The sequence below is a fragment of the Quisquiliibacterium transsilvanicum genome (assembly GCF_014202215.1).
Taxonomy (GTDB): Bacteria; Pseudomonadota; Gammaproteobacteria; order Burkholderiales; family Burkholderiaceae_E; genus Quisquiliibacterium; species Quisquiliibacterium transsilvanicum.
Genome location: NZ_JACHGB010000005.1, coordinates 1 through 24,909, shown reverse-complemented (window position 1 = coordinate 24,909; position 24,909 = coordinate 1). Strand labels below are relative to the sequence as shown.

Annotated in this window: 31 protein-coding genes and 3 tRNA genes; 11 read left to right on the top strand and 23 right to left on the bottom strand. The window is 70.9% G+C overall.

Features of this window, described 5'->3' with window-relative positions:
* Nucleotides 1–14: 14 nt before the first annotated feature.
* The 8 genes from lipA to HNQ70_RS12510 form a co-directional block, all read right to left on the bottom strand.
* Nucleotides 15–992, bottom strand: a complete 978-nt coding sequence (gene lipA, locus HNQ70_RS12545) for a lipoyl synthase (protein WP_183968100.1) — start codon at nt 990–992, stop codon at nt 15–17.
* Entirely contained in the window at nt 989–1,666 is a 678-nt protein-coding gene (gene lipB / locus HNQ70_RS12540; RefSeq protein ID WP_183968098.1) for a lipoyl(octanoyl) transferase LipB, read from the bottom strand. Before lipB ends, lipA begins: the two co-directional genes overlap by 4 nt.
* On the bottom strand, nt 1,653–1,952 hold the full coding sequence (locus HNQ70_RS12535; protein ID WP_183968096.1) for a YbeD family protein: 300 nt from the start codon (nt 1,950–1,952) through the stop codon (nt 1,653–1,655). Before HNQ70_RS12535 ends, lipB begins: the two co-directional genes overlap by 14 nt.
* Nucleotide 1,953: 1 nt before the next feature.
* The gene (locus HNQ70_RS12530) at nt 1,954–2,808 is read right to left on the bottom strand and encodes a D-amino acid aminotransferase (RefSeq protein WP_183968094.1); all 855 of its coding nucleotides are present in this window, start codon (nt 2,806–2,808) and stop codon (nt 1,954–1,956) included.
* A 61-nt stretch (nt 2,809–2,869) separates the two neighbouring features.
* Entirely contained in the window at nt 2,870–4,018 is a 1,149-nt protein-coding gene (locus HNQ70_RS12525) for a D-alanyl-D-alanine carboxypeptidase family protein (protein WP_183968092.1), read from the bottom strand.
* Nucleotides 4,019–4,099: 81 nt separating this feature from the next.
* Nucleotides 4,100–4,780: an alpha/beta hydrolase gene (locus tag HNQ70_RS12520; RefSeq protein WP_183968090.1), complete on the bottom strand. Its 681-nt coding sequence runs from the start codon at nt 4,778–4,780 to the stop codon at nt 4,100–4,102.
* Nucleotides 4,777–5,088 carry a (2Fe-2S) ferredoxin domain-containing protein gene (locus HNQ70_RS12515; protein ID WP_183968088.1) on the bottom strand — a complete coding sequence of 104 codons (312 nt, stop codon included), beginning with the start codon at nt 5,086–5,088 and terminating at the stop codon, nt 4,777–4,779. Before HNQ70_RS12515 ends, HNQ70_RS12520 begins: the two co-directional genes overlap by 4 nt.
* The gene (locus tag HNQ70_RS12510) at nt 5,085–6,263 is read right to left on the bottom strand and encodes a VanZ family protein (RefSeq protein ID WP_183968086.1); all 1,179 of its coding nucleotides are present in this window, start codon (nt 6,261–6,263) and stop codon (nt 5,085–5,087) included. Before HNQ70_RS12510 ends, HNQ70_RS12515 begins: the two co-directional genes overlap by 4 nt.
* Nucleotides 6,264–6,359: 96 nt before the next feature.
* Here HNQ70_RS12510 and HNQ70_RS12505 point away from each other — a divergent pair, with 96 nt between their 5' ends.
* The gene (locus tag HNQ70_RS12505; protein ID WP_183968084.1) at nt 6,360–7,235 is read left to right on the top strand and encodes a biotin--[acetyl-CoA-carboxylase] ligase; all 876 of its coding nucleotides are present in this window, start codon (nt 6,360–6,362) and stop codon (nt 7,233–7,235) included.
* A complete protein-coding gene (locus HNQ70_RS12500; RefSeq protein WP_183968082.1) occupies nt 7,232–7,582 on the top strand; it encodes a hypothetical protein in 351 nt (116 codons plus the stop codon). The genes HNQ70_RS12505 and HNQ70_RS12500 overlap by 4 nt, the downstream gene beginning before the upstream one ends.
* A 57-nt stretch (nt 7,583–7,639) precedes the next feature.
* Here HNQ70_RS12500 and rfaE2 read toward each other — a convergent pair whose 3' ends face one another.
* The 13 genes from rfaE2 to HNQ70_RS12435 all read right to left on the bottom strand — a co-directional run bounded on the left by rfaE2 (nt 7,640) and on the right by HNQ70_RS12435 (nt 18,146).
* The gene (gene rfaE2, locus HNQ70_RS12495) at nt 7,640–8,146 is read right to left on the bottom strand and encodes a D-glycero-beta-D-manno-heptose 1-phosphate adenylyltransferase (RefSeq protein WP_183968079.1); all 507 of its coding nucleotides are present in this window, start codon (nt 8,144–8,146) and stop codon (nt 7,640–7,642) included.
* The gene (locus HNQ70_RS12490; protein WP_183968077.1) at nt 8,143–8,943 is read right to left on the bottom strand and encodes an anti-sigma factor family protein; all 801 of its coding nucleotides are present in this window, start codon (nt 8,941–8,943) and stop codon (nt 8,143–8,145) included. The genes rfaE2 and HNQ70_RS12490 overlap by 4 nt, the downstream gene beginning before the upstream one ends.
* Nucleotides 8,940–9,479, bottom strand: coding sequence for an RNA polymerase sigma factor (locus HNQ70_RS12485; RefSeq protein WP_343060770.1), 540 nt, complete (start codon nt 9,477–9,479; stop codon nt 8,940–8,942). Before HNQ70_RS12485 ends, HNQ70_RS12490 begins: the two co-directional genes overlap by 4 nt.
* Nucleotides 9,463–9,879, bottom strand: coding sequence for a COG4315 family predicted lipoprotein (locus HNQ70_RS12480; RefSeq protein WP_183968073.1), 417 nt, complete (start codon nt 9,877–9,879; stop codon nt 9,463–9,465). The genes HNQ70_RS12485 and HNQ70_RS12480 overlap by 17 nt, the downstream gene beginning before the upstream one ends.
* A 121-nt stretch (nt 9,880–10,000) precedes the next feature.
* Nucleotides 10,001–10,864 (bottom strand): ferritin family protein, encoded by an 864-nt coding sequence (locus HNQ70_RS12475; protein WP_183968071.1) that lies wholly within the window; start codon nt 10,862–10,864, stop codon nt 10,001–10,003.
* 24 nt (nt 10,865–10,888) lie between these two features.
* A complete protein-coding gene (locus HNQ70_RS12470; protein WP_183968069.1) occupies nt 10,889–11,404 on the bottom strand; it encodes a nuclear transport factor 2 family protein in 516 nt (171 codons plus the stop codon).
* A 9-nt stretch (nt 11,405–11,413) separates the two neighbouring features.
* Entirely contained in the window at nt 11,414–12,247 is an 834-nt protein-coding gene (locus HNQ70_RS12465; protein WP_183968061.1) for an SDR family NAD(P)-dependent oxidoreductase, read from the bottom strand.
* Nucleotides 12,247–12,795 (bottom strand): DUF3833 domain-containing protein, encoded by a 549-nt coding sequence (locus HNQ70_RS12460; protein ID WP_183968060.1) that lies wholly within the window; start codon nt 12,793–12,795, stop codon nt 12,247–12,249. The genes HNQ70_RS12465 and HNQ70_RS12460 overlap by 1 nt, the downstream gene beginning before the upstream one ends.
* Complete coding sequence (locus HNQ70_RS12455; RefSeq protein WP_425504367.1) at nt 12,792–14,114, bottom strand: MFS transporter; 1,323 nt, start codon at nt 14,112–14,114, stop codon at nt 12,792–12,794. The genes HNQ70_RS12460 and HNQ70_RS12455 overlap by 4 nt, the downstream gene beginning before the upstream one ends.
* Nucleotides 14,111–14,752 (bottom strand): chalcone isomerase family protein, encoded by a 642-nt coding sequence (locus tag HNQ70_RS12450; protein WP_183968055.1) that lies wholly within the window; start codon nt 14,750–14,752, stop codon nt 14,111–14,113. The genes HNQ70_RS12455 and HNQ70_RS12450 overlap by 4 nt, the downstream gene beginning before the upstream one ends.
* Entirely contained in the window at nt 14,749–15,915 is a 1,167-nt protein-coding gene (locus HNQ70_RS12445) for an SAM-dependent methyltransferase (protein WP_183969074.1), read from the bottom strand. Before HNQ70_RS12445 ends, HNQ70_RS12450 begins: the two co-directional genes overlap by 4 nt.
* A 143-nt stretch (nt 15,916–16,058) precedes the next feature.
* Nucleotides 16,059–16,850, bottom strand: coding sequence for a DUF1365 family protein (locus HNQ70_RS12440; RefSeq protein ID WP_183968053.1), 792 nt, complete (start codon nt 16,848–16,850; stop codon nt 16,059–16,061).
* A gap of 15 nt (nt 16,851–16,865) precedes the next feature.
* Entirely contained in the window at nt 16,866–18,146 is a 1,281-nt protein-coding gene (locus HNQ70_RS12435; protein ID WP_183969072.1) for an NAD(P)/FAD-dependent oxidoreductase, read from the bottom strand.
* A 217-nt stretch (nt 18,147–18,363) separates the two neighbouring features.
* Between HNQ70_RS12435 and HNQ70_RS12430 the strand changes: the two genes are divergently transcribed.
* Nucleotides 18,364–19,419, top strand: a complete 1,056-nt coding sequence (locus HNQ70_RS12430; RefSeq protein WP_246434952.1) for a MerR family transcriptional regulator — start codon at nt 18,364–18,366, stop codon at nt 19,417–19,419.
* 51 nt (nt 19,420–19,470) lie between these two features.
* On the opposite strand, the gene HNQ70_RS12425 is transcribed toward HNQ70_RS12430, so the two are convergent.
* Both HNQ70_RS12425 and HNQ70_RS12420 read right to left on the bottom strand, forming a co-directional pair.
* Nucleotides 19,471–20,649, bottom strand: a complete 1,179-nt coding sequence (locus HNQ70_RS12425) for an FIST C-terminal domain-containing protein (protein WP_183968051.1) — start codon at nt 20,647–20,649, stop codon at nt 19,471–19,473.
* A 6-nt stretch (nt 20,650–20,655) separates the two neighbouring features.
* The gene (locus HNQ70_RS12420) at nt 20,656–21,366 is read right to left on the bottom strand and encodes a PhaM family polyhydroxyalkanoate granule multifunctional regulatory protein (RefSeq protein WP_183968049.1); all 711 of its coding nucleotides are present in this window, start codon (nt 21,364–21,366) and stop codon (nt 20,656–20,658) included.
* A 137-nt stretch (nt 21,367–21,503) separates the two neighbouring features.
* Between HNQ70_RS12420 and HNQ70_RS12415 the strand changes: the two genes are divergently transcribed.
* The 8 genes from HNQ70_RS12415 to HNQ70_RS12380 all read left to right on the top strand — a co-directional run.
* Nucleotides 21,504–21,977 (top strand): CoA-binding protein, encoded by a 474-nt coding sequence (locus tag HNQ70_RS12415; RefSeq protein ID WP_183968047.1) that lies wholly within the window; start codon nt 21,504–21,506, stop codon nt 21,975–21,977.
* 12 nt (nt 21,978–21,989) lie between these two features.
* Nucleotides 21,990–23,321, top strand: coding sequence for an O-acetylhomoserine aminocarboxypropyltransferase/cysteine synthase family protein (locus HNQ70_RS12410; RefSeq protein ID WP_183968045.1), 1,332 nt, complete (start codon nt 21,990–21,992; stop codon nt 23,319–23,321).
* A 112-nt stretch (nt 23,322–23,433) separates the two neighbouring features.
* Nucleotides 23,434–23,910, top strand: coding sequence for an EF-hand domain-containing protein (locus tag HNQ70_RS12405; protein WP_183968044.1), 477 nt, complete (start codon nt 23,434–23,436; stop codon nt 23,908–23,910).
* Nucleotides 23,911–24,026: 116 nt separating this feature from the next.
* Nucleotides 24,027–24,257: a glycine zipper 2TM domain-containing protein gene (locus tag HNQ70_RS12400; RefSeq protein WP_183968042.1), complete on the top strand. Its 231-nt coding sequence runs from the start codon at nt 24,027–24,029 to the stop codon at nt 24,255–24,257.
* A gap of 194 nt (nt 24,258–24,451) precedes the next feature.
* Nucleotides 24,452–24,537, top strand: a tRNA-Tyr gene (locus HNQ70_RS12395).
* A 41-nt stretch (nt 24,538–24,578) separates the two neighbouring features.
* A tRNA-Gly gene (locus tag HNQ70_RS12390) sits at nt 24,579–24,652 on the top strand.
* 16 nt (nt 24,653–24,668) lie between these two features.
* Nucleotides 24,669–24,743, top strand: a tRNA-Thr gene (locus HNQ70_RS12385).
* Nucleotides 24,744–24,814: 71 nt separating this feature from the next.
* Nucleotides 24,815–24,909 (top strand): GTP-binding protein (locus tag HNQ70_RS12380; RefSeq protein WP_005434227.1); only part of this gene is annotated, 95 nt, incomplete at its 3' end.

Here is a 24,909-nt window from a genome sequence, read left to right as displayed (position 1 = left end):
GTGAAGAAAGCGGGTCAGGCGACGCCCGCAGCGTGCGCCTGCTGATCTGCATGGTACGACGAACGGACCAGCGCGCCCACCGCGGCATGAGAAAAGCCCATGGCCGCGGCCTCGCGACCGAACATCTCGAAGGTGTCTGGATGGACGTAGCGGCGCACCGGCAGGTGGCTGTTCGAAGGCGCCAGGTACTGGCCGATGGTCAGCATACCGACGCCATGGGCGCGCAGGTCGCGCATGGTCTGGAGGATCTCGTCGTCGGTCTCGCCCAGGCCGACCATCAGTCCGGACTTGGTCGGCACGCCGGGAACCCGCCGGCCGAACTCGGCGAGCAGCTTCAGCGAGTGCGCATAGTCGGAGCCGGGCCGCGCCTCGCGGTACAGCCGCGGCACGGTCTCGAGGTTGTGGTTCATGACGTCCGGCGGCGCCGCTTCGAGGATCTCCAGGGCGCGATCGAGCCGGCCGCGGAAATCGGGGACCAGGACCTCGATGCGGGTCGCCGGCGACTGCTCGCGCACCGCCCGGATGCAGTCGACGAAGTGCGCGGCGCCACCGTCGCGCAGATCGTCGCGGTCGACGCTGGTGATCACCACGTACGACAGCTTGAGCGCGGCGATGGTCCGCGCCAGGTTGGCCGGCTCGTCGGGGTCGAGGCGATCGGGGCGGCCGTGTCCGACGTCGCAGAAGGGGCAGCGCCGGGTGCACTTGTCGCCCATGATCATGAAGGTGGCGGTGCCGCGCCCGAAGCATTCGCCGATGTTCGGGCAGGAGGCCTCCTCGCAGACGGTGTGCAGCCGGTGCTCGCGCAGGATCTGCTTGATCTCGTCGAAGCGCGAGTTGTGCGAGGCGGCCTTCACGCGGATCCAGGAGGGCTTCTTCAGGATCTCGCCCGCCGGCACCACCTTGATCGGGATGCGGGAGGTCTTGGCAGCCGCCTTCTGCTTGGCGCTGGGATCGTAGGCGGGTGCTGCCGGATCGGGAATGGGCGAGGTCATGGGCTGCCTTCGATGCCTTCGATGCGTTCGGCCAGCCGGCGGCCCAGCTCCGCGGCGACGTCGGCGAGGTCGGTCTCGCCGAGCCGGCCGCGCAGGTCGGCAACCGCCAGCCCCGGATAGCCGCAGGGGTTGATCCGGGAGAAGGGTTCAAGGTCCATTGCGACGTTCAGCGCCACGCCGTGGAAGCTGCAGCCGCGGGTGACCTTGAGTCCCAGTGAAGCGATTTTAGCCCCGGGGGCGCCGTCGCGCTCGGCCAGGTAGACGCCGGGCGCATCGGCGCGGCGCACCGCAGGCAGGCCGCGCCCGGCCAGCAGGCCGATCACCGCCTGCTCGAGCCGGTCGACGAGGCCGCGCACCGTGAGCCCGCGCCGGCGCAGGTCGATCAGCACATAGGCCAGCACCTGACCGGGGCCGTGGTAGGTGACCTGTCCGCCACGCTCGGTGCGGATCACCGGGATGGCCCCCGGTGCCAGCAGGTGCTCCTCCTTCGCGGCCAGGCCCAGCGTGAACACCGGCTCGTGCTCCACCAGCCAGATCTCGTCGGGCGTATCCGGCGTGCGCTCCTGCGTGAACGCGCGCATCGCCTCCAGTGTGCTGCGGTAGTCGGCGGGCCGGAAGCCGCGCACGATCACTGGAGGGGGCGGTGCGACTGCTGGCGGGTCAGAGGACGACACGGACCATCGGGTGGCCGGCCACTGCCCGGTAGAGCGCCTCGAGCTGGGCGCGCGACTCGATGCGCACCACCACCGTGAGGCTGAGCCAGGCGCCCTGCGAGGAGGGCTTCAGCACCATGGTGGCAGGATCGAAGTCGGGGGCGTGTTCGCGCACCAGGTCGGAGATCGCCTGCGCGAACCCGTCCACGCGCCGGCCCATGACCTTCAGCGGGAAGTCGCAGGGAAACTCGAGCAGCTTCTCGAGGCGGTCGAAGACCGTGTCGGAGGAATCTGGGGCTTCGGACATGTCAGGCGGACTTGGCGGCCTGGTAGGCCGCATGGAGACTGGCCCAGACGGGGCCGGGGCGGCCTGCGCCGACGGCCTTGCCGTCGAGGCGGGTGATGGCGAGCACTTCGCGGGTCGCCGAGCTGAGCAGCAGCTCGTCGGCGGACAGCACCTCTTCGCGGGTGATGCGGCGGATGTCCATCGGGATGCCCTGCGCGGCGCAGAGTTCGTCGAGCAGGCCGCAACGGATGCCTTCGAGGATCAGGTGGTCGCGCGGCGGGCCGAAGATCGTTCCATTGCGCACCACCCAGATGTTGCTCGCCGAGCCTTCCGTCAGGAAACCGTCGCGGAACATCACGCACTCGGCTGCGCCGGCATCGACCGCCGCCTGCCGGGCCAGCACGTTGCCCAGCAGCGAGGTCGACTTGATGTCGCAGTGCAGCCAGCGCTCGTCCGGCAGCGTGATCGCGGCCACGCCGTCCTCGCGCAGCGCCGCCGGCACCGGCGGCAGCTCGCTGCTCATCGCGAAGACGGTGGGCACCGCGTGCGCGGGGAAGGCGTGGTCGCGCCTGGCGACGCCGCGAGTGACCTGCAGGTAGATGAACTGGTCCGGCCACGGGTGGCGCTCGACGATCTCGGTGATCAGTGCGGTCCAGCCGGTCGAGTCGCGGGGGTTGGGGATGCGGGTCTTCGCGAGGCTGCGCTGCAGCCGCGCCAGATGCGCGGGCCAGCGGAAGGGACGCCGGCCGTAGACCGGCACCACTTCGTAGATGGCGTCGCCGAAAATGAAGCCGCGATCCAGGACCGGAACGCGGGCTTCGCCGATCGGCAGGAACTCGCCGTTCAGGAAGACGGTCTGGCTGATCTCGGTGCTCATGCGCGGGTCTCGCTGTGTCGGCGGCGGGCGGCGGGCGGCGCCGCGCCGGCCGCCGGGCCGGTCACTTGCCGATCCAGAGCCTGATCGTATCCCAGGCGCGGCCGAACAGGCCGGCTTCCTCGACGGCCGCGAGCGCCAGCAGAGGCCGTTCGACCAGCACCTTGTCGCCGAGCTTCACGCGCAGCGTGCCGATGCGCTGGCCCTGGGCGATCGGTGCAACCAGCGGTTCGGTGCGCTCGATCTCGGCCTTGATCTGTGCGGCCTGGCCGCGCGGCACCGCCACGGTCACGTCCTCGGTGAACCCGGCGGAAACCTCGTTCTTCGCGCCCTTCCAGACCTCGTAGCTGCCCGAGGGCTTGCCGGCTTCGAACACCTTGACCGCATCGAAATTCTGGAAGCCGTAGTTGAGCAGCTTCTGCGATTCGATCGCGCGCGCCGATTCGGAGGCGGTGCCGAGCATCACGCTGAGCAGGCGGCGCTGGAAACCGGCGCCCGGCTGCTCACGCCGGCTGGATGCGATCAGGCAGTAGCCCGCGGCGTCGGTATGGCCGGTCTTGACGCCATCGACGGTCGGGTCGATGAACAGCAGCCGGTTGCGGTTCGGCTGGCGGATCTTGTTGTAGGTGTATTCCTTCTGCGCATACAGGCTGTAGTTCTGCGGGAAGTCCTGGATCAGCCGCGTGGCGAGGATGGCCAGGTCGCGCGCCGTCGTGTAGTGCTGCGGGTCGGGCAGGCCGGTGGCGTTGCGGAAACTGGTGTTCTTCAGGCCCATGCGCTGGGCCTCGCGGTTCATCAGCTCGGCGAAGCCTGCCTCGCTGCCGGCGATGGCTTCGGCCAGGATGATGGAGGCGTCGTTGCCAGACTGGATGATCATCCCGTGCAGCAGTTCGTCGACCGTGGCCGGCTTGCCGGGGTCGACGAACATGCGCGAGCCGATCGCCTTCCAGGCGGCGCTGGACACCGGCGGGCGCTGCTCCGGGGTGAGCCGCTTCTCGTGCAGCGCCTTGAACGCCAGGTAGGCGGTCATCAGCTTGGTCAGCGAGGCGGGCTCGACCTTCATGTCGGGCTCGGCGGCAGCCAGCACCTGGTTGGTGGTTACGTCCATCAACAGCCAGGAACGGGCGGCCAGCGTGGGCGCAGGCACCTGGGCGGCGGCGAGCGAGGCGAACAGCGAAAGGACGATGGCGGCTAGCAGGCGGATCGGTGTCATCTCTGGGTGCGGGGGGTCGGATGCCGGCGCGGGGCCGGGATGCGCGACGCAGGGAAAGGAGGGGACGCGGCGTGCCGCGGGTCAGTCGGGATTATAGTCGTTCGGTCCGGCCGGCCCTGACGCCGCGTCGGCCATCCAGCGCAGCACCAGGCGCTTGAGGAGCGGCAGGCGGCGGTGGAAGAAATGGTCGGCTCCGGGTACCACCACCACCGGGAGTTCCTGCGGTCGCGCCCAGTCGAGCACCGACTGCAGCGGCACGACGTCGTCCATCTCGCCGTGCACGACCAGCGTATCTGCAGTGGCCGGCTCCAGCGCGAAGCGCGACGCGGCCGGACCGACCAGCGCCATGCGCGGCGCAGGCTCGCCGCGGGCCTGCAGCTGCGCGGCCACCCTCGTTTGCACGAAGCAGCCGAACGAGAAGCCGGCCAGCGCCACCGGCGCGTGCCCGAGCCCCTGGATCGAAGCATGCGCGCGCGCATGCGCGAGCACAGCAAGCATGTCATCCGTCTCGCCGATGCCCTCGTCGTGGCTGCCGTCGGAGTCCTCGACGCCGCGGAAGTTCGGCCGCCAGCACACGAAGCCGAGCTGCACCAGGGCGCGGGCGAGCGTCTGCACCACCTTGTTGTCGCGGGTGCCGCCGTGGAGCGGGTGCGGATGCGCGATCAGTGCGATGCCGGCCGGGGCGCCGGCGGGGCGGTCGACGGCGACGTCGATGTTGCCGGCCGGGCCCGCGACGAGCATGCGTTCTGTGGCCGCGTTCATTCGATCATCAGCCGCTCGACCGGCCGTCCATTGAGCAGGTGCGACTCGACGATTTCGTCGATGTCCTTTTCGTCGACATAGGTGTACCAGATGGCCTCGGGGTAGACGACGACCACCGGACCGAGCTCGCAGCGGTCGAGGCAGCCGGCCTTGTTGACGCGGACCTTGCCAGGGCCGGCCAGGCCGAGCTGCTTGACGCGATCCTTGGCGTAGGCCTGGAGCCGTTCTGCGTCGTGGCATGCGCAGCAGTCGCGACCCTCGTCGCGGCGGTTCAGGCAGAAGAAGACGTGATGCTGGAAGTGGCTCATGGATCGCCCCGGTGGAATGAGTTGGCGGCCCGCTGCAGCGCGCGCAGGCGCAATGCGCACCACAGTATCGCCGCGAAGGGCCAGACCAGTGCCGTGCCCTCGAGCAGGCCGTCGAAGTTGCGCCAGGCGCCCCGGTCCCAGCGCTGCAGCATCGACGCGTGGTAGGGGTCCTCGGGGAACACGCTGGTCAGCAGCGCGGTCAGGGCGATCGCGGCGATCGCCCAGCGCAGCCGTGCCCTGCGCCTGCCGCTGGCGAGGATCGCGAGCAGGACGACCCCGGTCACCAGTCCGCCCTGCGCCCCGGCGGACAGCCAGGCGAAGGCCTGGCCGGGACCCAGCAGCAGCTCGGCGGATGCGCTGCGCGCCGCCGCCGCCGAGAGCACCAGGCCGGCAGTGATCAGTCCGCGCGGCGCCCTGGCAGGGTAGATCTCGCGCACCAGCAGCCCGATCGCCGCCACGGCGGCCGCCGTGCCGCAGGCCTCGACGAGGACGATGTGGTCGATGTCCAGCCTCAGCCCGGTCGCCTCCTGCGCGATCCAGGCGCCCGCGTCGCCGGCGAGAGCGGGATCGATCGCGGCGAGGAGGGGGCCGAGCGCGAGGCCGAGGGCCGTGACGAGCGGCTCGACGAAGTCGCCGTTGCCAAAGGGGACCCGCTGCGGCGGCAACTGGATCGCGAGCCAGCTGGCCAGCAGCGCCAGGCCGCTTGCGCCCGCGATCCCATGCAGACTGGCGCGCTGCCACCGCATGCGCTGCCAGACGGGCAGCGGCGCGAGCGCAGCGGCAACGAGCGCGCCGGCCAGCGCACCGCCGGTGTTGGCTACCCAGTCGAGTCGCGACGCGACCCGCCCTGGCATGAAGCTCTGCAGCCCCTCCAGGCCCAGCGAGGTGGCGCTGGCGAGCGCGACCGCGGCGAGCAGCGCCGCGGGCAGGCGCATCTTCCTGCGCAGCAGCGGCACACCAAAGGCCCCCAGCGGCACGTAGACCGCGACGTTGACGAGCACGTCTAGCCAGGTCCACCAGCGGGGCCAGGGTTCGAGCAGGAAGCCGAGGGCCGGCTGCCCGATCGCACGCCAGCCGGTCCACGGATACAGGGTGCCGTAGACCAGCGCGAGCAGGTAGGCGCCCAGCAGGACTTCCGGGATTCTCGAGTGACGGTTCGACGGTTCGACGGGCATGCGCAGGGCGCGGAAGGCGGCCGGGGGCGTCGGCGCGCGCCGCCGGCCCGTGTGCGGGCATCGGGGGCCCCAAGCCTACAGGATATGATTGCCGCCGTGGCTTCCCCTGACCAGCAAACCCAGCAACCCGGACGGAGCGCCGCTGCCGACGCGGGGCTCGACGCGGCCCTGATCGCCGCAGCCGCGGCGCTGCCAGAGTCCTGCGTCGAGGTTGTCGACTCGATCGACTCCACCAACAAGGAGCTGATGCGCCGGCCGGCGGGTCCGCCGCGTTCCGGCGGGGCGCCCGCGGTCCACGTGCTGCTCGCGGTGCAGCAGGTCGCCGGGCGGGGCCGCCGGGGCAGGGTCTTCGTCAGCGACCCCCTGGACTCCCTCACCTTCTCGGTGGCGATCGATCACTGTCGCGGCGCGCACACGCCGGCGCTGGTCGGCCTGCCGCTGGCGCTCGGCGTCGCGGTCGCGAAGACGGCGTCGGCCTGGGCACCCGGGATCGGGCTGAAATGGCCCAACGACCTGCTGCGCAAGGGGCTCAAGTGCGCCGGCATGCTGGTCGAGACGCGGCTGAGCGGTGAGCACGAGCGCATCGTCATCGGCCTCGGGGTCAACCTGCGCCTGCCGGATGCGCTGGCCAGCGCAATCGACCAGCCGGCCTGCGGCCTGTTCGAGGCCGGCTCGGCGATGCCGCCTCGCGAGGAGCTCGCCGGGCGCCTCGCGCGTGCGCTGATCGACGCTGCCGAGCGCTTTCTTGCAGAGGGCTTCGGCGACACGGCGCTGCAGTGGGCGCCTTTCGACGTGCTCGCCGGCCGCGAAGTCACGATCCTGGAGGACGGGCGTCCGAAGCTGAGCGGTCGCGCCGACGGGCTCGACCCTACCGGGGCGCTGCGCCTGCGCACGTCCGACGGTGTGGTCGCGGTGGCGGTGGGCGACGTGTCCGCGCGGCTCTCGGACCTGACCGGAGCGAGAGGGCCTTGAGGGCGCTGCTGGCGGTGCTGGTGCTCGCCAACCTGCTGGCGTTCGCCTGGTGGCAGGGCTGGCTGGAAGCCTGGAGCCCGCAGGCGGGCACCGCGGTCGGCCGGCCTGCCGAGATCGCGCCGGAACGGCTGGTGGTCGTCCCGCTGGAGCGGCTCGAGGCAGGCGCCTCCTCCGGGGGGGCGCAGCCGGCGCCGATTCCCGCGGCCGGGGAGGCGTCCGGCACCGCATCGGAGTCGTCCGCTTCGTCCGCTTCGTCCGTCAATGCTGGCGGGGCGGCTCGAGTCCGGCCCGCAGCGGGCGCTGCGCCGGACTCCACGGAGCTGCCGCCGCCTTTCTTGCGCCGCTGAGCGCGCCAGTCGCCCCTCGCGGGGCCTCCCGCGCCAGCCGTGTGCTCAGCTGTCCGCTCAGCCCGGGCCGCGGATCCGCCGGAGGGTTTCGGTGGTGGAGCGCTCGAAGCGGAAGGCGATGGAGTGCACCGTTCCGCCCCAGCCGCGCACTTCGGGCGCGCCGACGATGCGGTCCACCGGCCAGTCGCCGCCCTTCACCAGGACCTCGGGGCGCGCCGCCAGGATCAGCGAGATTGGCGTGTCTTCGTCGAAAAAGCTCACGTGATCGACGCACTCGAGCGCTGCAAGAACCGCCATCCGGTCCTCGCAGAGATTGATCGGGCGGTCCGCTCCCTTGCCGAGCCGACGCACCGAGGCGTCGCTGTTGACGGCCACCAGCAGGCTGGCGCCGAGCGAGCGGGCCTGCGCGAGATAGGTCACGTGGCCGCGGTGCAGCAGATCGAAGACGCCGTTGGTGAATACCAGCGGCCGGCGGCAGTTCGCCAGCGCGTCGCGCAGGGCAGCGGGTTCGACGATCTTGCGCTCGAAATCCGGGTGGAAGCTTGCGGGTTCTGGAGAGGTCATGGGCTGGTCTGTGCGTGAACGGCGCCCGCGAGCTCGAGCATCGTCTCGCGCGGCATCTCTGCCGACAGAGCGTAGCCGAAGCCGCGGTCGATCCAGAAGAAGCTGGTCAGCCCGTCCGTCTTCGCAAAGCGGAATGCCGTGTCGGCGCCGGATGAGTCGCGGCGTACGAACAGCGTCAGCCGCTGTCCAGTGCCGCTCTCGAACATGAACTGCGCCGCCACGCTGCCGATCGCGTCGGGCAGCAGGCGTCCGCCGACCAGGGAGAAGCCGTGCTGGCGCAGGTCGGGGATGCTGAGGCGAGTGCCGAGGCGCTTCGAGAGCCAGGCGACCAGGTGCGCCTCGTCGTCGGCTCGGACTTCGACCGGGTGGCGCACCTCGGGGGCGTAGGCGGCGTGGGCGACGACCGCCGCGCGCGGCAGTGGCAGCGCCACCGCCCCGGCGCCCGAGGCCATGCTCTCGCCGTTCGGCCCGGAAGGCTGGGAGAAGTTGCCGTGCGCGAACCATCCCGCCCCGACGCCGAGCAGCAGCGCCGCGGCCAGACCGGCCAGCCTGCCAAGGCGTGAGCCGGCGGGCGCCATTGCGGCCTGCAGCAGGCGGCCGGGCGCCGGTTCGTCAGTCGCACAGGAGAAGCGTCGGCGCAGGTCCTCGTTCTGGCCGAGGTAGTGCTCGGCCAGCTCGCGCAGCGACGGGTCCCGGGCGAGCGCTGCCGCCACGCGCTCGCGGTCGATCGGCGCAAGCTGATCGTCGACCCAGGCGTGCAGCTCTGCGTCCGTGATTGGCGGGTTGGAAGTGCTCATTTGATCCTGGTCAGCCTGGTCGCAGGCGCGGGTGCTCCGCCGGCCAGTTCGTGGCGCAGACTTGCGCGGGCGCGGGACAGGCGCGACATCACGGTGCCCACTGGCACGCCGAGCGATTCCGCCGCCTCGGCGTAACGCATCTGCTCGACCGCGATCAGCAGCAGCACCTGCCGATGCTCGTCGGAGAGCCGCTCGAAGCAGCGCTGCAGGTCGATCGCCTCGAGGGATGGAGCGGCCGGCGCTTGCGCTGCCCCCACGTTGGCGTCGTCGTCCTCCGGAGACGGAGAACGATGGCCGTCGGGGTGCAGGATGGTGCTGCGCACCAGGTCGACGTGCCGGTTGTGCATGATCGAGAACAGCCAGGCGCGCAGGTCGCTGCCCGGGCGCCACTGCCGGTGCCTCGACCAGGCACGCTCGAGCGTGTCCTGGACGAGGTCGTCGGCAGCGCTGCCGTCGCGCGTGAGCACGCGCGCGTAACGCCGCAGTCTCGGCAGCAGCGCAATCAGCGCCGGGGAGAACTCAGGGTCTGGCGACACGCCAGACATTGCGGAACCCGTCGCCAGTGCGGTCGCCGGGCTTGGTGTCCTTGACCCAGAGGTACAGCGGCTTGCCTCGGTAGGCCCACTGCCGCGAGCCGTCGTCGCGGAGCACGACCGAGTAACCCTCCGGTGCGCGGGCGTCGGCCGCGGCGCTCAGCGGCGGCCAGTTTGCCGCGCAGGGTCCGTTGCAGACGCTCTTGCCGGGGGGGTCGGTGTCGAAGGTGTAGAGCGTCATGCCGCGCGGGTCGGTCAGCACGCCGCCCTCCACCTTCGCAGGCGAAGGCGCCATCGCGGCACATGCGGACAGCGCCACCGCCAGGCAGGCGCTGCCGAAGGACAGGATGGATCGGGCTGCTGGCCGCGTCGCGCGGGCCCTGGTCGAGGTTCCGGTGTTCATGGCATCTCCACTGGTTGGTTGCCATGGGTGAACGCCGCGCGCAGGCGATCTATTCCGTCCTCGGCCGCATTGCGCCGGATTTCCCCGGGCGCGGTCCCGGGGCGGCACGGGCGGACGACGCTCAGGCGGCCGCGGACAGCTCGGCAGCGGGCCCCGGCACGCCGCGCGTCAGCTCCCTGCGGTAGCGGTTCAGCTCCTGCGCGCTGGCGAACTTGCGCTCGAACAGCAGCGACAGGTTGTGCAGGATGCGATCGGCGACCTTGCCTTCCCAGTCGGAGTCGAAGCGGATCTGCTCGTCGAGCCAGCGCTCGAGCCAGCCGGGCTCCGGCAGCCGGCTCTGCACGGTGTCGTTCGGGAACAGCGCCTTGTTCACGTGCAGGTTGGTCGGGTGAAGCGCCTGCTGGGTGCGCCGAGCGCTGGCCATCAGCACGCCGATCTTCGCGAAGGCCGAGCGTGCTTCGTCGCCCGACTGCTCGATCGCGCGTTTCATGTACTTCAGGTAGGCGCCCCCGTGCCGGGCCTCGTCGCGGGAGATGGTGTCGTAGATGGCCTTGATCACCGGCTCGGTGTGCCACTCGCTGGCGCGGCGATACCAGTGATTCAGGCGGATCTCGCCGCAGAAGTGGAGCATCAGCGTCTCGAGCGGCGGAGCCACGTCGAACTCGAAGCGAACCGCGTGCAGCTCGGCTTCAGTGGGCACGAACTCTGGCCGGAAGCGCCGCAGGTACTCCATCAGCACCAGCGAGTGCTTCTGTTCCTCGAAGAACCAGATCGACATGAACGCGGAGAAGTCGCTGTCGTGGCGGTTGTCGCGCAGGAACATTTCGGTGGCCGGCAACGCCGCCCACTCGGTGATCGCGTTGTACTTGATCGTGAGCGCCTGCTCGTCCGACAGCAGCGAGCCGTCAAAACGGTCCCAGGGGATGTCGTCTTCGAGGCTCCAGCGCACGCGTTCGAGGGACCTGAAGAGTTCTGGATAGAGCATTGCCGTCGCCTGAAAGTCAGCCTTTCATTGTAAAGGCGATCCGTGACCGGCGTGCGACGCCGGCGTCGCAAGGCGGCGGCGCAGCCAGCGCAGCACGGCGCCCAGCAGAGGCAGCGTTTCGTAGAGCTCGCCGGCGGCGTCCCAGTAGTCGCGGTGCCGGTCGATGCGACCGTCGGCGTCGAAGCGGAAATGGGTGCTGCCGTGGATGCGCCGTCGACGGCCGCCGCCGCCGAAATCGAAGTCCCAGGTGACGAAGGCCTGCTGCGCGTCGCCGAAGGCCTCGAGCACCGCGAAGCGCGGGTCTTCGAGCTGCTCGAACATGTGCGCGAAGACCGCGGCGATCGCCTGCTGGCCCTGCAGGTCGTTGAACGGATCCTGAAAGCGCGCGCGGGGTGCGTAGATCGAAGGAATGTCCGCCAGCCGCTCCGGCGAGAGGGTCTCGAAGAACGCGACGGCGCGCTCGAGCGGCGGCGGCAGCGCGGGCCGCCCGGGAAGGTCGGTCCAGCGGGCGCTTGCGGGGCGTTCGGAAGCGGCAGGCATGGTCGGGGCTCAGCCTGAAGAGGGTTCGTCGCGCGCGGGGACTGCTGGGACCTTGTCGCAGCCGGTGAAACGCCGCACCAGCGCGAAGTACAGCCGGTGGGGCAGCATCCCCAGCAGCCGCATCACGAGAGTGAAGCCCCGCGGGAAGCGGATCTCGAAGCGGCCCTGCTCCAGCCCGCCGACGATGCGGCGTGCAGCCTCCTCGGCGCCGATCAGCCCCGGCATGGGGAATTCGTTGCCCGCGGTCAGCGGGGTGTCGACGAAGCCCGGGCAGACCAGGTGCACCCCGACGCCCAACGGGTGCAGGTCCAGGTAGAGCGCGTCCGCCAGGTTGTTCAGCGCCGCCTTTGTCGGGCCGTAGACCAGCGAGCGCGGCAGCCCGCGATAGCCGGCCACGCTGGAGACGATCGCGAGCGCGCCACGGCCCTGGCGGCGCAGGGTGGGCAGCAGCACGTCGAGCCCGTTGAACACTGCGAGATTGATGTCCATGATGCGTCGCGCTGCGGTCAGGTCGAAGGCGTCGGCGCGCATCGGCGTGTAGTCGCCCGCGAGCCAGACGACCAGGTCGATGCCGTCCCATTCGGCAAGGATCCGACCGTGCGCGGCCCGCAGTCCGTCGGCGTCGACCACGTCCAGCGGCAGAAGCAGCGGCACGCCGTCCGCGCCAGTACACCGGCGCGCCACCTCGGCGAGCGCGTCCTGCCGGCGGGCCGACAGGGCGATCCGGGCGCCCCGGCCGGCCAGTTCGGCGGCCAGCGCGGCACCGATCCCGCTGGAGGCGCCGACCAGCCAGACGCGCAGCCCGCGCCAGTCGCGGATGGGGGGGTTGAGCGGCGCGGACATCAGCGCCTGTGCAGCGAGAGCGTGACTTCGCCGAGCCGCACGCCGAGCTTGCTCATCGTTGCGCGGTTCAGCAGCACGCGGTCGTCGATCAGGAACATCCAGTCGTCGAACTCCATGTGCCAGACGCGCCCGTCCACCGGCAGCGCCAGCACGTAGCGCCAGCGCAGCGCGTTGCCTGAAACCTCGCCCTGCGCCTCGCCGACCACGTCGCCCGCAGTGCCCGAATAGCGGCCGTCGGCGGTCCGCTTCAGGGTCCAGACGCGCCTCTGGCGCTCCCCGTCGGACCAGATGAAGTGCTCGTCGAGCGTGCCGACGCCCTTCTCCCAGCGGGCGTCGATCGTCACGTGGAAGCGGCGCAGGACCTTGCCGGACCGGTCCTGGAACATTCCCCAGCCTTCGAGCGGCCCGTCGAAGAAGCGCTCGAGCGAAAGCGCGGGCGTCTCGGCGCGATAGTCGGATGGCGTGATTCCTGCGCAGCCTGCGAGCGCAAGGGCGGCGGCCAGCGCGAGCGCCACGCGTCGGCGGGCGGACGTGATGCGGGTCTTCATCGGATGCGTTCTCCAGAAGGGACGTCACGGGGGTCGTCGGGAAGCGGCGCCAGCACCAGGACGAGGCCGGCGGCGAGCTTGAGCGCGCATGGCAGGGCTGCGTACGCGAGGCTCAGCGCGAGCGTGCCGCCGCCCTGCCCGGGCGCGTAGCCCAGCCAGCCGAGCATTGGCAGTCCGATTCCCGCGGCCACTGCCAGATTTCCCTTGGTGGCAAGGCTCCAGAGCCCGAAGTAGCTGCCTTCGCCGCGGCCGCGGTGGCCGGCGTCCACGATCACGCCTGCGAGCAGCGCCGGCGGGATCGCCAGGTCGCTGCCGAGCGCAAGTCCGGTCAGCAGGCACACTGCGAAGAACGCCGTCAGGTCGCCGCGGCCGAGACCGAGGGCCCAGACGAAGGCGAGCACCGCGAACGCGATTCCGAGCAGCCACGCGTTGCGCAGCCCGACGCGCCGGGCCAGCAGCACCCACAGCGGCATGCCTGCGGCACCGGCCAGGAAGTAGGCGCCCAGGAACAGCGCGGAGCTGCGGTCGCTGCCGCCCAGCACGTCGCGAACGAAGAACAGCACCAGGGTGGCGGGCATCGCGGTGGCCACGCCGTTCAGCACGAAGGCGGCGAGCAGCCAGCGGAACGGGCGGTTGCTCCACAGTTCGCGCCAGGGGACTGCGGCGGCCGGACCGCCGGAGTGCACTGGCCGCGCCGGAGCCGGCGCGCGGCCGATGAAACCGGCTGCCGCCACGGAGAGGCAGACGAAGGCCGCCACCAGCGCGCGCGCATCGCCGGTGGCGATCAGCCCGGCGGCGAGCAGCACGCCGACCAGCCCGAAGCCCTCGCGCACCGCGGTGACGCGCGCGCGCTCCGCCGCGGTGGCGCCGATGCCCGCCCCCCAGGCCTGGTAGGCGATCGACACCGCCGAGTAGGCGAGATAGGTCAGCAGCGAGGTTGCAGCGAGCCAGGCGGGCAGCCAGGCCTGCCCGACGGGCGGCAGCAGCATCGCAGCGAAGCCGACCGCGATCCCCGGAAGCCCGATGCGGATCCACCGAAGCTGTCTGCCGGGGCGGTCGCTGCGGTCGATTGCGCGGCCGATCAGCGGGTCCGCTCCGGCGTCCAGCAGCCGCGCGAAAAACAGCACCGCGCCGACCGTCGCCAGGTCGACCCCCAGCGTGCCGCCGTAGAGCGCGGGCAGGAAGACGAACAGCGGCAGTTCGAGCAGGGCCAGCGGCATCCGGAGCAGTCCATAGGACGCCAGGGCTGCGCGGCTGCCCGTTGCGGCGGACGTGGGCGACGTCGGCGCGCCCGCCGGAGGCGAGGAAGGAGCGTTCACCGGTCGCCTGCGCCGCGCGTGCCGGCCCGCTCGAGCAGCGACCGCCTGAGCTCGGGCGCGGCGGTGTCCCTGTGCAGCCAGATCGCGAAGAAGGCCGGGCCGAAGTCCGGGTCGTCGATGCTGCCGAGCGGCCGGTCGTTGCGGTAGAAGGCCACGCCGCTTCCGGGGAGATTCACCCCGGTGAGGCGATCGCCCTGCGCCACGTCCGGGAACAGCCGCGCCATCGCATCGAACCAGGCGCTCAGCTGCGCGGGCGTGCCCAGGTCGAGCCGCGCGATCTCGTCGCGGCTCGCGGCCGCGATCGCCCGGCCCTCCAGGGCGCGCGCATAGCGCAACTCCAGCGCGAAGGCGCTTCGCGCCAGCGTCTCGGGGGCAGGGGCGCGCGGGCCGGTCCACAGCCGTGCCTCGTACACTCGCAGACCGAACCAGCGCAGCAGGCCCTCGCCGGCGAGGCGCGCATCGGAGATGTGCGCAGCGACCGGCTGCGGCACCGCACCGCCGCGCGCGAATTGCGGCGCAGACGCCGGCGTCGCCGGGACGGCGGCCGCCGCCGCGAGCATCAGCGCGCCAGCCAGGAGGGCCTGCGCCGTCCGCCGCTTCGCTGAGCGCGGCCCTGCGCGCGCCGCCGCGCCGGTCATGCGCGCTCCAGCGTGAACTGAACGACGTCGGTATTGCCCGACCGGAACGCCGCCTCGCAGTAGGCGAGGTAGAAGAGCCAGGTGCGCACGAAGCGCTCGTCGAAACCCTGCGCCCGCACCTCGGGAAGGCGCGCGCAGAAAGCTTCGCGCCAGAGCTGCAGTGTGCGGGCGTAGTCTTGTCCGAAGGCGAATCGCCTGAGCACCCGCAGGCCGGCCCGCCGGGCGGCGGCCTCGAAGGCGGGAACCGAAGGCAGCATCCCGCCCGGGAACACGTACTGCTGGATGAAGTCGGTGCCGCGCCGGTAGCGATCGAAGAGGGCTTCATCGATGGTGATGGTCTGGATCACGGCTCGCCCGCCGGGCGCGAGCGTGCGCGCCACGGTCTCGAAGTAGCGCGGCCAGTAGGCCTCGCCGACAGCCTCGAACATCTCGATCGAGACGATGCCGTCGTGACGCCCGCGCTCGTCGCGATAGTCCTGCAGCTCGAAGCTCGCCAGCCGGCCGGCACCGGTCGCCGCCAGGCGGTCGCGCGCCCAGGCCAGCTGCTCGGTCGACAACGTCAGACCCTTGACCCGCAGGCCGTCGGCCACCGCGAGTTCCGCGAACGCGCCCCATCCGCAGCCGATCTCCAGCACCGAGGCTCCGGCGGGCAGCGACAGCTCGTCGAGCATGCGCCGGTACTTGGCCTCCTGGGCCTGTACCAGCGTGCGCCCGGCGTCGCCGTCGAAGAGGGCGCTGGAGTAGGTCATTCCCGGGTCCAGCCAGAGCCGGTAGAAGTCGTTGCCCAGGTCGTAGTGCGCATGGATGTTGCGCCGCGAGCCGGTGCGTGAGTTGCGGCGCAGCAGATGACGGATCCGATAGAGAAGGCGTCCCGCCGCAGTGCCGTAGACCGCGGATTCCAGCGCGTCGCGGTTCGCGATGAGCAGCGACAGCAGGTCTGCGAGCGAGTCGGTCTGCCAGTCACCGTCGATCCAGCTTTCGGCGAAGCCGATGTCGCCGCGCGCCAGCGCCGCACCGAACGCCTCCCAGCGCGACAGCCGCATCGAGGCCGCGGGCTCGCCGCGCCCGAAGCGCAGCGTCCGGCCGTCGGGGAGGACGAGCGAAAGGCTGCCGGTGTGCAGCCGCTCCAGCAGGCGCAGGACGATGCGCGCCGCGGCAGGCATTGCCGCCGCTTTCCCGCCGGCCTTCGCCTTGGCCGTCACGTCGTGGCGCTGCGCGCCCGGAGTTGCGCCGATCGCGGCCAGGCCGTCGTCGCCACGGCGGGACAGGTTTGCGCCCGTATCCAGGGTCTTCGACATCGGGTACCTCAGTTCGACTCGTTCGATGCAGCCTGCGCCGGCGGCGCGGGTTTGCGGTGGAAGGGGACGCGGCGCAGCCAGAGACGCAGGGCCTGCAGGTGGATGCGTGCGATCACCCCGAAGGTGAACAGCGGGTGGGCGAGCAGGGCGCGCACGCAACCGGCGACGTCGAGCGCGGCATAGCGGCCGCTGATGCTGGTGAGCAGCAGCGGCCCCTCGTCGTCGTCATGGTCGATCCGGGCGACCGAGCGTTCCGCGCTTTCGAGAAAGCGGAAGCGGTATCCGCCGGACACGCTGCAGAAGGGCGAGACGTGGAACACCTTCGCGGCCCGCAGTTCGGCGCCGCGCCGCAGCGGTGCCCCGTCCGGGGCCGCCAGCAGATAGCAGTGGCGCTCGCCGAAGGTGTTGTTGACCTCGGCAACGATCGCCAGCCGGTTGCCGGCGCGATCGTGGCAGAACCAGAAGCTCACCGGCTTGAATGCATAGCCGAGCACCCGCGGGAAGGCGTGCAGCCAGATCTCCCCGTCCGCCGCGATGCCGGCCTGCGCCAGCAGGCCGCGGATCCAGGGCAGCGCGGCGCCTCCGGCGCCGTGGTCGCGTTCGCGGAAGGACAGCAGTGCCCGCCGGTTGAGACCGAACAGCAGGTTGCCCGCGGGCCGGCCGTCCAGGCGGTGCGCAGGCACGCGCAGGAAGAACGAGGCGTAGCGGAACGCGTGCTCCACCGGGCGCAGGCGCCGGTGACGCACTTCACCGAACGCCAGGCGCCAGTCGGCGAATTCTCTGAATGAGGCGCCGTTCACGATGCGCTCAGGCTATCAGGCCGCTGCCCGCCGCGCAGCGCCGGCGGCGCCGATCCGCGCCGCGACGTCCAGGCCGGAGCGCAGCCCGTCCTCGTGGAAGCCGTAGCCGGTCCAGGCGCCAGCGAACCAGGTGCCGCGCCGGCCCTGGATCGACCCCAGCCGCTTCTGCGCCGCAACCGCCGTGCGATCGAAGACCGGATGCTCATAGTCGAAGACGGCGATCGTGCGCTCCGGCGCCGGCTCCGACAGCGGATTGAGGCTCACCAGCACGTCGGTGGCGAAGGGCAGCGGCTGCAGACGGTTCAGCCAGTAGGTCACCGACACCTCGGGCGCGGCCGGGTCGCCGTTGCCCAGGTAGTTCCAGGCAGCCCAGGCGCTGCGACGCCGGGGCATCAGCGCGGTGTCGGTGTGCAGCCAGGCGCGGTTCGGCTGGTAGCTCACCGAGCCCAGCAGGGCGCGCTCCTCGGCGTCCGCGTCGGCAAGCATGGCCAGCGTCTGCGGGCTGTGGGTCGCAAACACCGCGTGGTCGAAACGCTCGGTCCCGGCGGAGCTCTGCACCTGGACCCCGGCTCCGTCGCGCGTCACCCGCGTCACCGGGGTCCCGGTACGCACGTCGTCGAGCCGGGCGACGATGCGGCGCACGTACTCCCTGCCGCCGCCCAGCACCGTGTGCCACTGCGGCCGGTCCTGCACCTGGAGCAGGCCGTGGTTCTGGAAGAAGCGCACGAAGCTGCCGAGCGGGAAGCCCAGCATCGTCTTCATCGGGCACGACCAGATCGCCGCGGCCATCGGCAGCAGATAGGCGTCGCGGAAGGCGTCGCTGTAGCGCCTGCGGCGCAGCCATGCGCCAAGCGGCTCGTCCAGGGTGGCCACTGCGTCGGCCTGCGACGCGACGGCCAGGGCGCCCGCCTCCCGGTTGAAACGGACGATGTCCGCCAGCATCCGCCAGAAGCGCGGCGACACTGCGTTGGCGGGCTGCGCGAAGAGCGAGGACAGGCTCGATCCGCACCACTCGAACCGATGAGGCCCCAGCGAAACCGAGAAGGACATTTCGGATGGCGTGGTCGGGACCTGCAGTTCTTCGAACAGGCGGACCAGCTCCGGGTAGGTGCGGTGGTTGTAGACGAGGAAACCGGTGTCCACCGGGTGGGTGTGCCCGTCGAGCGTGACGTCGACCGTGTTGGTGTGGCCCCCGGGGGCGCTGGCGGCCTCGTACAGCGTGACCTCGTGGTCCTTGGACAGCCGCAGGGCCGCGGAGAGTCCCGAGATTCCGGCGCCGATGACGGCGATGCGCATGGCCGACGTCCGGTCAGGCTGCCGCGCAATCGAGCGGGCTTTCGGCAGCGTGCGCATTTCGGGAGCGTTCATCGCGGATCCTCGAACTGGGTTGGGTTGGGGCGCGGAACACGGGTTCCGCCTTGATGTGACCGTATGGTACAGAACATGACCGGAAAGTCACAACCGATGTTTGCCTCAAGTCGTGGCGCGCAGTGCTCTTGAACACGATTTGGCATTGCGTCGTTTGTCCTGGTCAAAGGCTGAACAAGATGGCCATATTGACTCCAATCGAAAAAATGTGCAAGGTTTGTCTATGACAAAATTGCCAATCTCTGCTGTCGAACGCGACACCGGGCTGTCTAAGGACCTGCTGCGCGCCTGGGAACGGCGCTACGGCTTTCCCAGCCCGGAGCGGGATGAGGCCGGCGAACGCCTGTATCCGCTCGACCAGGTGGAACGCTTGCGCACGATCCGGCGGCTGGTGGACTCGGGGCATCGCCCTGGGAAGGTGGTGGGGCTGCCGCCGGACGAGTTGCGCCGCCTGTGCGATGCGTCCGGCGGGCAGGGTCAGGCTGGCGCGCCGCCCCCGCGTCGTGCGCGAGGATCGGCGGGGCGGGGTGAGCCGTCGTCCCGGCTCGACGCCAGCGCCGAGCCGGGCGAGCGTGCCGACCGGGACTTCGCTCCTCTGCTGGAGCTGGTCAGGTCCCTGCGCAGCGACGAACTCCGCAATGCCCTTGCCCAGGCGGTGTGGCGCATGGGACTGGAAGCCTTCGTCACCCGCCTGTGTGCGCCGCTCACCCGCAGCGTGGGCGAGGCATGGGCCCGCGGCGAGATCGAGGTCTACGAGGAACACCTGTACACCGAAGCGATCCAGTCGGTGCTGCGCGGCGCGATCACGGGGCTGTCGGTGCCGGCCGGCAGGCCGAGTGCGCTGCTGGCCACCTTCCCGCTGGAACTCCACGGCCTCGGGCTGCTGATGGTGGAGGCACTGCTTGCGCTGGAAGGCTGCCGCTGCATTTCGCTCGGCACGCAGGTGCCGGTGGTGGATATCGCCCGCGCCGCAAAGACCCAGCCGGTGGACATCGTCGCGCTGTCGTTCTCGCCCTGCCTGCCGGCGGGCCAGGTCAGCGGCGGGCTGGCGGAGCTGCGGGAGATGCTCCCGCGCAGCGTGGAGATCTGGGCGGGCGGGAGCAGCCCGGCGCTCCTGCGCAGAGCGCCCGAAGGCATCGTCGTCATCGACGCATTGACGGATCTCCGGGGACGCCTGCAGGCATGGCACGCGGCACGGTGAGCGCGCCGCCCGGCCAGTTCGCGGGGCCGGGGGCCGCCGGGGGCGCCCGCCTCACATGAACAGGGTCAGCACGCCGGTGTAGCCGTGGATCCGGTCGCGCGCGATCTCGCCGCCCGCATAGATCCCGACGATGGGAATCTCGCCGAGGTTGTGCCGGATGATCGCGAGCTCGGCGCCGCGCACGCCGAAGAGGTTTTCGCCGCGCCCCACGCAGGCGTGATACAGCGCTCCCCGCGGCCGCGTGCCCGCGTCCTCGAACTCGCTGCGCAGTTCGGTGCAGATGCGGACCAGGTCGCGACGCGCGGCGTCTGCGTCGCGGGTGCAGAAGACTGCCCTGTCGCCCTCGCGGGGCGTGCCCGAGATCGCCAGCAGGCGATTGCGCGGGTCGATGCCGACCACGTTGCGCACCAGCGAGTCGTCGAAGCCGATGCGTCGGGGGCCCTCGCCGGCGAGCGCGACCAGCAGGCCGCCGCGCAGTCGCTCGGCGGGCAGGGCCCTGAGGATCGCTTCGCCATCGAGCGAGTAGCGAAGCTCCGGGTCGACCTCGAGATCGTCCAGCAGCACGTCGAGCGCGGGCCGGCCGTCCAGGCCCTGGATGAACTGGGCCTCGCATCCGGACACCCGGTGCTCGCCCGCGAGCGGTGCGCAGCCCTGCGCAATGCGCGACAGCAGCGACACCCCGGACCCGAACACCACGCCGGACAGTCCTCCCGAGAGCGCGTCGTCGGCGACCTGGGTGTAGGGCTCGCCGCCAGTGCCGACGATCGCGCCGAACTGGAAGCCGTCGGTGGTCCGGGCCGCCATGTCCGCAATGAGTTCGGCGAGTTCCGGGGTGTCCGGGTCGGCGTGAACCAGCGCCGCGGCTGCCGGTCCGCCGTCCCGATCGTCGCCGCCTTCGAGCGCCGGCGCCGGGTTGCGGCCGGAGAAGATCCGGAAGGAGCCGCGCGGAAGTTCGACGACCATCAGCGCCAGCGCGGACTCGTCTGAGTACTCCGTCGCGTCGGCGCAGACGCCGTGGCCGATCCCGCCGCTCCAGTGCGCCACGCCGCTGCGTTCGCGCAGAAGCGCCAGCAGTTCCGGCAGGTGCTCGCCGAAGGAGGGTGTCGCGTAGACGATGCCGAGCCGGTCGCAGTCGGCTGCGGCCGGCGCCTTGCCGAGCGCCGCCAGTGCCCGCGCGGCCGCCTGCCGCCAGTCCGGATCGCTTGCGTGCGCTGTTCGGAAGGCCGGCACGATCGTTCAGCGCGCGGGCTTGCGGGGCCGCGTTGCCGCCTTGCCGGCCGCCGGTTTGCGGGCGGCGGGCTTGCGCGCCTTCGCGGCACGCGCACCTGCTGCCGACGCGGCCGGCTGCTGCGGGGTGCCTGCACCGGTGCCTGCACCGGTCATGGCAGCCTGTGCGACCTGGCTGAACTGGCTCTGCAGGAGGTTCCACCAGGCGGCCGGGTTGATCGCGGCGGTGGACGCGTGCGTGAAGGGCGCGGCGGGGTCCTTCTGAGATTCGCCGGCCTGCGCCGAATCGCCTGCGGCATCGCGCGGCGCCGGTCCGGCTCGGCTCGAAGCTGCGTCGGGGGCGCGGTCCGCCTGCCCGCCGCTCGCCTGCGCGCCAGACATGGCCGCTATCGCCGCCATGGCCTTCGCTGCGCTTGCGCCTGCGTCCATTCCCGCGGGTGCGCCGACGGCATCGCCGAAGGCCTTCATTGCGGCGATGGTGCCGCGCTGGATCTCCAGGCCCTGGATGGCGCCCTGCAGCATCCCGAGGTTCAGCGACAGCCACTGCTCGACGGTCCTGAGATCGGCGATCCGCTTGTCGATCTCGTCGAGGTCCAGGGTCGGCGCCATGCTCGACGGCAGGTTGAACGTCGACCATGCGCGCTTGACGAAGTCCATCGTCTCGGTCATCCCGGCCAGCGGGCTGAAGCCCATGGCACCCATGCCGATCTTCTCGTCCATTCGATCCTCCCGGGAATAAGAAAAGCGCGCGCTGGCACGCCGCGCGGCGGTGCAGCCTGCACGACCGCCTGCGCCAATCCACCTTAGCAGAGCCCGCAGGGACCCGCCACCGCTGGCGGCGAGCGATAATCGTCGGCATGACAGACGACATCGAATCCCTCAGGCGCATCCTCGCCACGAATCGCGTGATCGCGGTCGTGGGGCTGTCGGCGGACTGGTTCCGGCCCAGCTACTTCGCTGCGAAGTACATGCAGGAGCATGGCTACCGGGTCATCCCGGTGAACCCCAGGTACGAGGAGATCCTCGGCGAGCGCTGCTACGCATCGCTGCTCGATATCCCCGAGCCGGTCGCCATCGTCGACGTGTTCCGCCGCACCGGGGACGTGCTGCCGATCGCGCAGCAGGCGGTGCAGATCGGTGCCAGGGTGCTCTGGCAGCAGCTCGGCGTGCTCAACCTGGAGGCCGACGCGCTCGCGCGCGCCGCCGGGCTGGACACCGTGATGGACCGCTGCGTGAAGATCGAGCATGCGCGGCTGTTCGGCGGCCTGAACTGGGCCGGCGTCAACACGCGGGTCATCTCCGCCAGGCGTCCGCGCTGGCTCGCCTACTGAACGGAGCCGCACATGTCCGACCGCGAATTCGGCATCGAGACCCTCTGCCTGCATGCCGGCCAGATCCCCGATCCGGCCACCGGCGCCCGCGCCGTCCCCATTTACCAGACTACATCGTTCGTGTTCGACTCCGCCGAGCACGCCGCCAGCCTGTTCAACCTGCAGACCTTCGGCAACGTCTACTCGCGCCTGTCCAACCCCACCGTGGCAGTGCTGGAGGAGCGGATCGCGGCGCTCGAGGGCGGGCGCGCCGCACTGTGCGCGGCCAGCGGCATGGCTGCCGAGATGCTCGCCATGCTCACGCTCTGCCAGCAGGGCGACCACATCGTGGCGGCCAACACGCTGTATGGGGGCACCTACTCGCAGTTTGCGGTCACCTTCGCCCGCTTCGGCATCGACTGCACCTTCGTCGATCCCGACGATCCTTCGAACTTCCGTGACGCGATGCGGCCCAACACCAAGGCGGTGTTCGCGGAAACCGTGGCGAACCCGCGGCTCAACGTGCTCGACATCGAGGCGGTCGCCGCCGTTGCGCACGAGCATGGCGTGCCCCTGGTGGTCGACAACACGCTCGCCTCCCCCTATCTGTGCCAGCCGATCCGGCACGGCGCCGACATCGTCGTGCATTCGGTCACCAAGTACCTCGGCGGTCACGGCACCACGATGGGCGGCGTCCTGGTCGAGAGCGGCAAGTTTCCATGGGACAACGGCAAGTTCCCGGGGATGGTCGAGCCGTCCGCCGGCTACCACGGCGTGCGCTTCTACGAGACCTTCGGCGACTTCGGCTTCACCATGAAGGCGCGCATGGAGCTCGCCCGCACGCTGGGCCCGACGCTGGCGCCGCTGTCGGCCTGGCTGCTGCTGCAGGGGGTCGAGACGCTTCCGGTGCGCATGGACCGGCACGTCGAGAACGCGCGGCGGGTGGCGGGATTCCTCGCGGAGCATCCGCGCGTGGCCTGGGTCAACTATCCCGGCCTGCCCGACAGCCCGTATCACGCGCTCGCCCGCAAGTACCTGCCGAAGGGCGCCGGCGGCATCCTGTCCTTCGGCGTACGCGCGCCCGGGGCGCCCGCGGGCCCGGCCCGCGCGGAGGACGCCGCTGCGGCGCGCCGCGCCGGCGAGAAGTTCATCGACGCAGCCACCTTCATGAGCCACCTGGCCAATGTGGGCGATGCCCGCACCCTGGTGATCCACCCGGCCTCGACCACCCATCGGCAGCTGTCGGACGAGCAGCAGCAGGCGGCTGGCGTCACGCCCGACATGATCCGGCTGTCGGTCGGACTCGAGTCCATCGACGACCTGCTCTGGGATCTCGACCAGGCGCTCGGGCGCGCGCATGCCTGAGCGCGCCGGGCGCGGAAACCGTATCAAACGTAACAGACGCAACCGCCGGTAAAAGCGCTCGCCGGCGCGGGGCTCCCCGGCGAGCATGGAGGCTCCAGAAACGGAGGAATCCATGAACGCAATTCGCCTCTCCCTCGCTGCCGGCGCCCTCGCTTTCGGCGGCATCCTCTTCGCGCAGACCACTTCCGGCCAGGATGCCACCGCGGCGCAGCAGCCCGCGGCCGGCACCGCCGCACAGGCGCCCGCAGGGCCCGGTTACGGTCCGCGCGGCGGCGGGCCGGGCGAGGGCATGCATCGCCATCATCGTGACGGCAAGCACGGCCATCGCGGCGGCCTCATGATGGGCGCCGACCAGAACCGCGACGGCAAGGTAAGCCGCGACGAGCTGCTCGAAGCGCAGAAGCGCCAGCTGGCGATGTTCGAGCGCGCCGATGCCGACAAGGACGGCACGCTGACCCGCGACGAGATGCGCGCGGCCCGCGAGACGATGCGCGAGGAGTACCGCAAGAGCAAGGGCGAGCCCCGGCGCGACGGCGAACGACGGGGCCCGGCTGCGCCGCAAGCTCCGGCCGCCGGCACGCAGGGCTGACAGGCCCGGGCGGGCACGCCGAAAGGCCCTGCCCGCGCCTTCGACCCACCAGACACGGGCGGCGCCAGCTCGGCGCCGCCCGCACAAGGCGTACAGTTCACGCACAGGAGGAAGTCATGAAACAGAACATCGGTCTTCGAGTCGCTACGCTGGCCCTGGCCGGATCCGCCGCCCTGCTCGCCACCGGGTGCGCATCCTGGGACAACCTGTCCCGCGCAGACAAGGGAACCGCTGCGGGCGCCGTGGTCGGTGGCGTGGTGGGCAATGCAGTAGGCGGAGGCACCCTGGGTACTGTCGGCGGTGCGGTAGTGGGTGGCGTGGTGGGCCGCGAGGCTGCCAAGCGCTGAGAATCCGCACCGCGCACCGCGCGCAATGCGGCGCCCTGCAGGGGGCGCCGTCGCGCGTGGCGCCAGCGTCCGCTTCGATGGGCGCTTCGATGGGCGCTTCGGTGCGCCAGCATGGCGTCCACGCCACGATTTGCAGTCGACGATTCAACTCAGTTGACACGCCTCGTCGACCTCTGCATAATCCGCGGTTCCCTGGAGGGGTGCCCGAGTGGCTAAAGGGGGCAGACTGTAAATCTGTTGGCTTACGCCTACGCTGGTTCGAATCCAGCCTCCTCCACCAAAGTTTTCCGGGTTGCTGGCCCGGGTGAAGTTGAATGCCCGGCGGGTGTAGCTCAATGGTAGAGCAGAAGCCTTCCAAGCTTACGACGAGGGTTCGATTCCCTTCACCCGCTCCAGCGAACCGCAGGTTTCGCCCATGTGGCTCAGTGGTAGAGCACTCCCTTGGTAAGGGAGAGGTCGCGCGTTCGATCCGCGCCATGGGCACCACTTTCTTCAAGACCTCGTTCAACCGTTAAATCGTCTCAGGGCGACTCGCACTACCGGATCAGGAGCTCGGCATGGCAAAAGGCAAGTTCGAACGTACCAAGCCTCACGTGAACGTGGGGACGATCGGTCACGTGGATCACGGCAAGACGACGCTGACGGCGGCGAT

Excerpts from the sequence above, each read along its gene's own strand:
- HNQ70_RS12405 (WP_183968044.1), top strand. The coding sequence starts at position 23,434 with ATGAACGCAATTCGCCTCTCCCTCGCTGCCGGCGCCCTCGCTTTCGGC.
- HNQ70_RS12420 (WP_183968049.1), bottom strand. The coding sequence starts at position 21,366 with ATGGACGAGAAGATCGGCATGGGTGCCATGGGCTTCAGCCCGCTGGCC.
- HNQ70_RS12490 (WP_183968077.1), bottom strand. The coding sequence starts at position 8,943 with ATGAGCACTTCCAACCCGCCAATCACGGACGCAGAGCTGCACGCCTGG.
- HNQ70_RS12525 (WP_183968092.1), bottom strand. The coding sequence starts at position 4,018 with ATGACACCGATCCGCCTGCTAGCCGCCATCGTCCTTTCGCTGTTCGCC.
- HNQ70_RS12515 (WP_183968088.1), bottom strand. The coding sequence starts at position 5,088 with ATGAGCCACTTCCAGCATCACGTCTTCTTCTGCCTGAACCGCCGCGAC.
- HNQ70_RS12400 (WP_183968042.1), top strand. The coding sequence starts at position 24,027 with ATGAAACAGAACATCGGTCTTCGAGTCGCTACGCTGGCCCTGGCCGGA.
- lipA (WP_183968100.1), bottom strand. The coding sequence starts at position 992 with ATGACCTCGCCCATTCCCGATCCGGCAGCACCCGCCTACGATCCCAGC.
- HNQ70_RS12450 (WP_183968055.1), bottom strand. The coding sequence starts at position 14,752 with ATGACCGGCGCGGCGGCGCGCGCAGGGCCGCGCTCAGCGAAGCGGCGG.
- HNQ70_RS12410 (WP_183968045.1), top strand. The coding sequence starts at position 21,990 with ATGTCCGACCGCGAATTCGGCATCGAGACCCTCTGCCTGCATGCCGGC.
- HNQ70_RS12415 (WP_183968047.1), top strand. The coding sequence starts at position 21,504 with ATGACAGACGACATCGAATCCCTCAGGCGCATCCTCGCCACGAATCGC.
- HNQ70_RS12465 (WP_183968061.1), bottom strand. The coding sequence starts at position 12,247 with ATGTCCGCGCCGCTCAACCCCCCCATCCGCGACTGGCGCGGGCTGCGC.
- HNQ70_RS12480 (WP_183968073.1), bottom strand. The coding sequence starts at position 9,879 with ATGAACACCGGAACCTCGACCAGGGCCCGCGCGACGCGGCCAGCAGCC.
- HNQ70_RS12435 (WP_183969072.1), bottom strand. The coding sequence starts at position 18,146 with ATGCGCATCGCCGTCATCGGCGCCGGAATCTCGGGACTCTCCGCGGCC.
- HNQ70_RS12475 (WP_183968071.1), bottom strand. The coding sequence starts at position 10,864 with ATGCTCTATCCAGAACTCTTCAGGTCCCTCGAACGCGTGCGCTGGAGC.
- HNQ70_RS12510 (WP_183968086.1), bottom strand. The coding sequence starts at position 6,263 with ATGCCCGTCGAACCGTCGAACCGTCACTCGAGAATCCCGGAAGTCCTG.
- rfaE2 (WP_183968079.1), bottom strand. The coding sequence starts at position 8,146 with ATGACCTCTCCAGAACCCGCAAGCTTCCACCCGGATTTCGAGCGCAAG.
- HNQ70_RS12520 (WP_183968090.1), bottom strand. The coding sequence starts at position 4,780 with ATGAACGCGGCCACAGAACGCATGCTCGTCGCGGGCCCGGCCGGCAAC.
- HNQ70_RS12470 (WP_183968069.1), bottom strand. The coding sequence starts at position 11,404 with ATGCCTGCCGCTTCCGAACGCCCCGCAAGCGCCCGCTGGACCGACCTT.
- HNQ70_RS12535 (WP_183968096.1), bottom strand. The coding sequence starts at position 1,952 with ATGTCCGAAGCCCCAGATTCCTCCGACACGGTCTTCGACCGCCTCGAG.
- HNQ70_RS12445 (WP_183969074.1), bottom strand. The coding sequence starts at position 15,915 with ATGCCTGCCGCGGCGCGCATCGTCCTGCGCCTGCTGGAGCGGCTGCAC.
- HNQ70_RS12460 (WP_183968060.1), bottom strand. The coding sequence starts at position 12,795 with ATGAAGACCCGCATCACGTCCGCCCGCCGACGCGTGGCGCTCGCGCTG.
- HNQ70_RS12530 (WP_183968094.1), bottom strand. The coding sequence starts at position 2,808 with ATGAGCACCGAGATCAGCCAGACCGTCTTCCTGAACGGCGAGTTCCTG.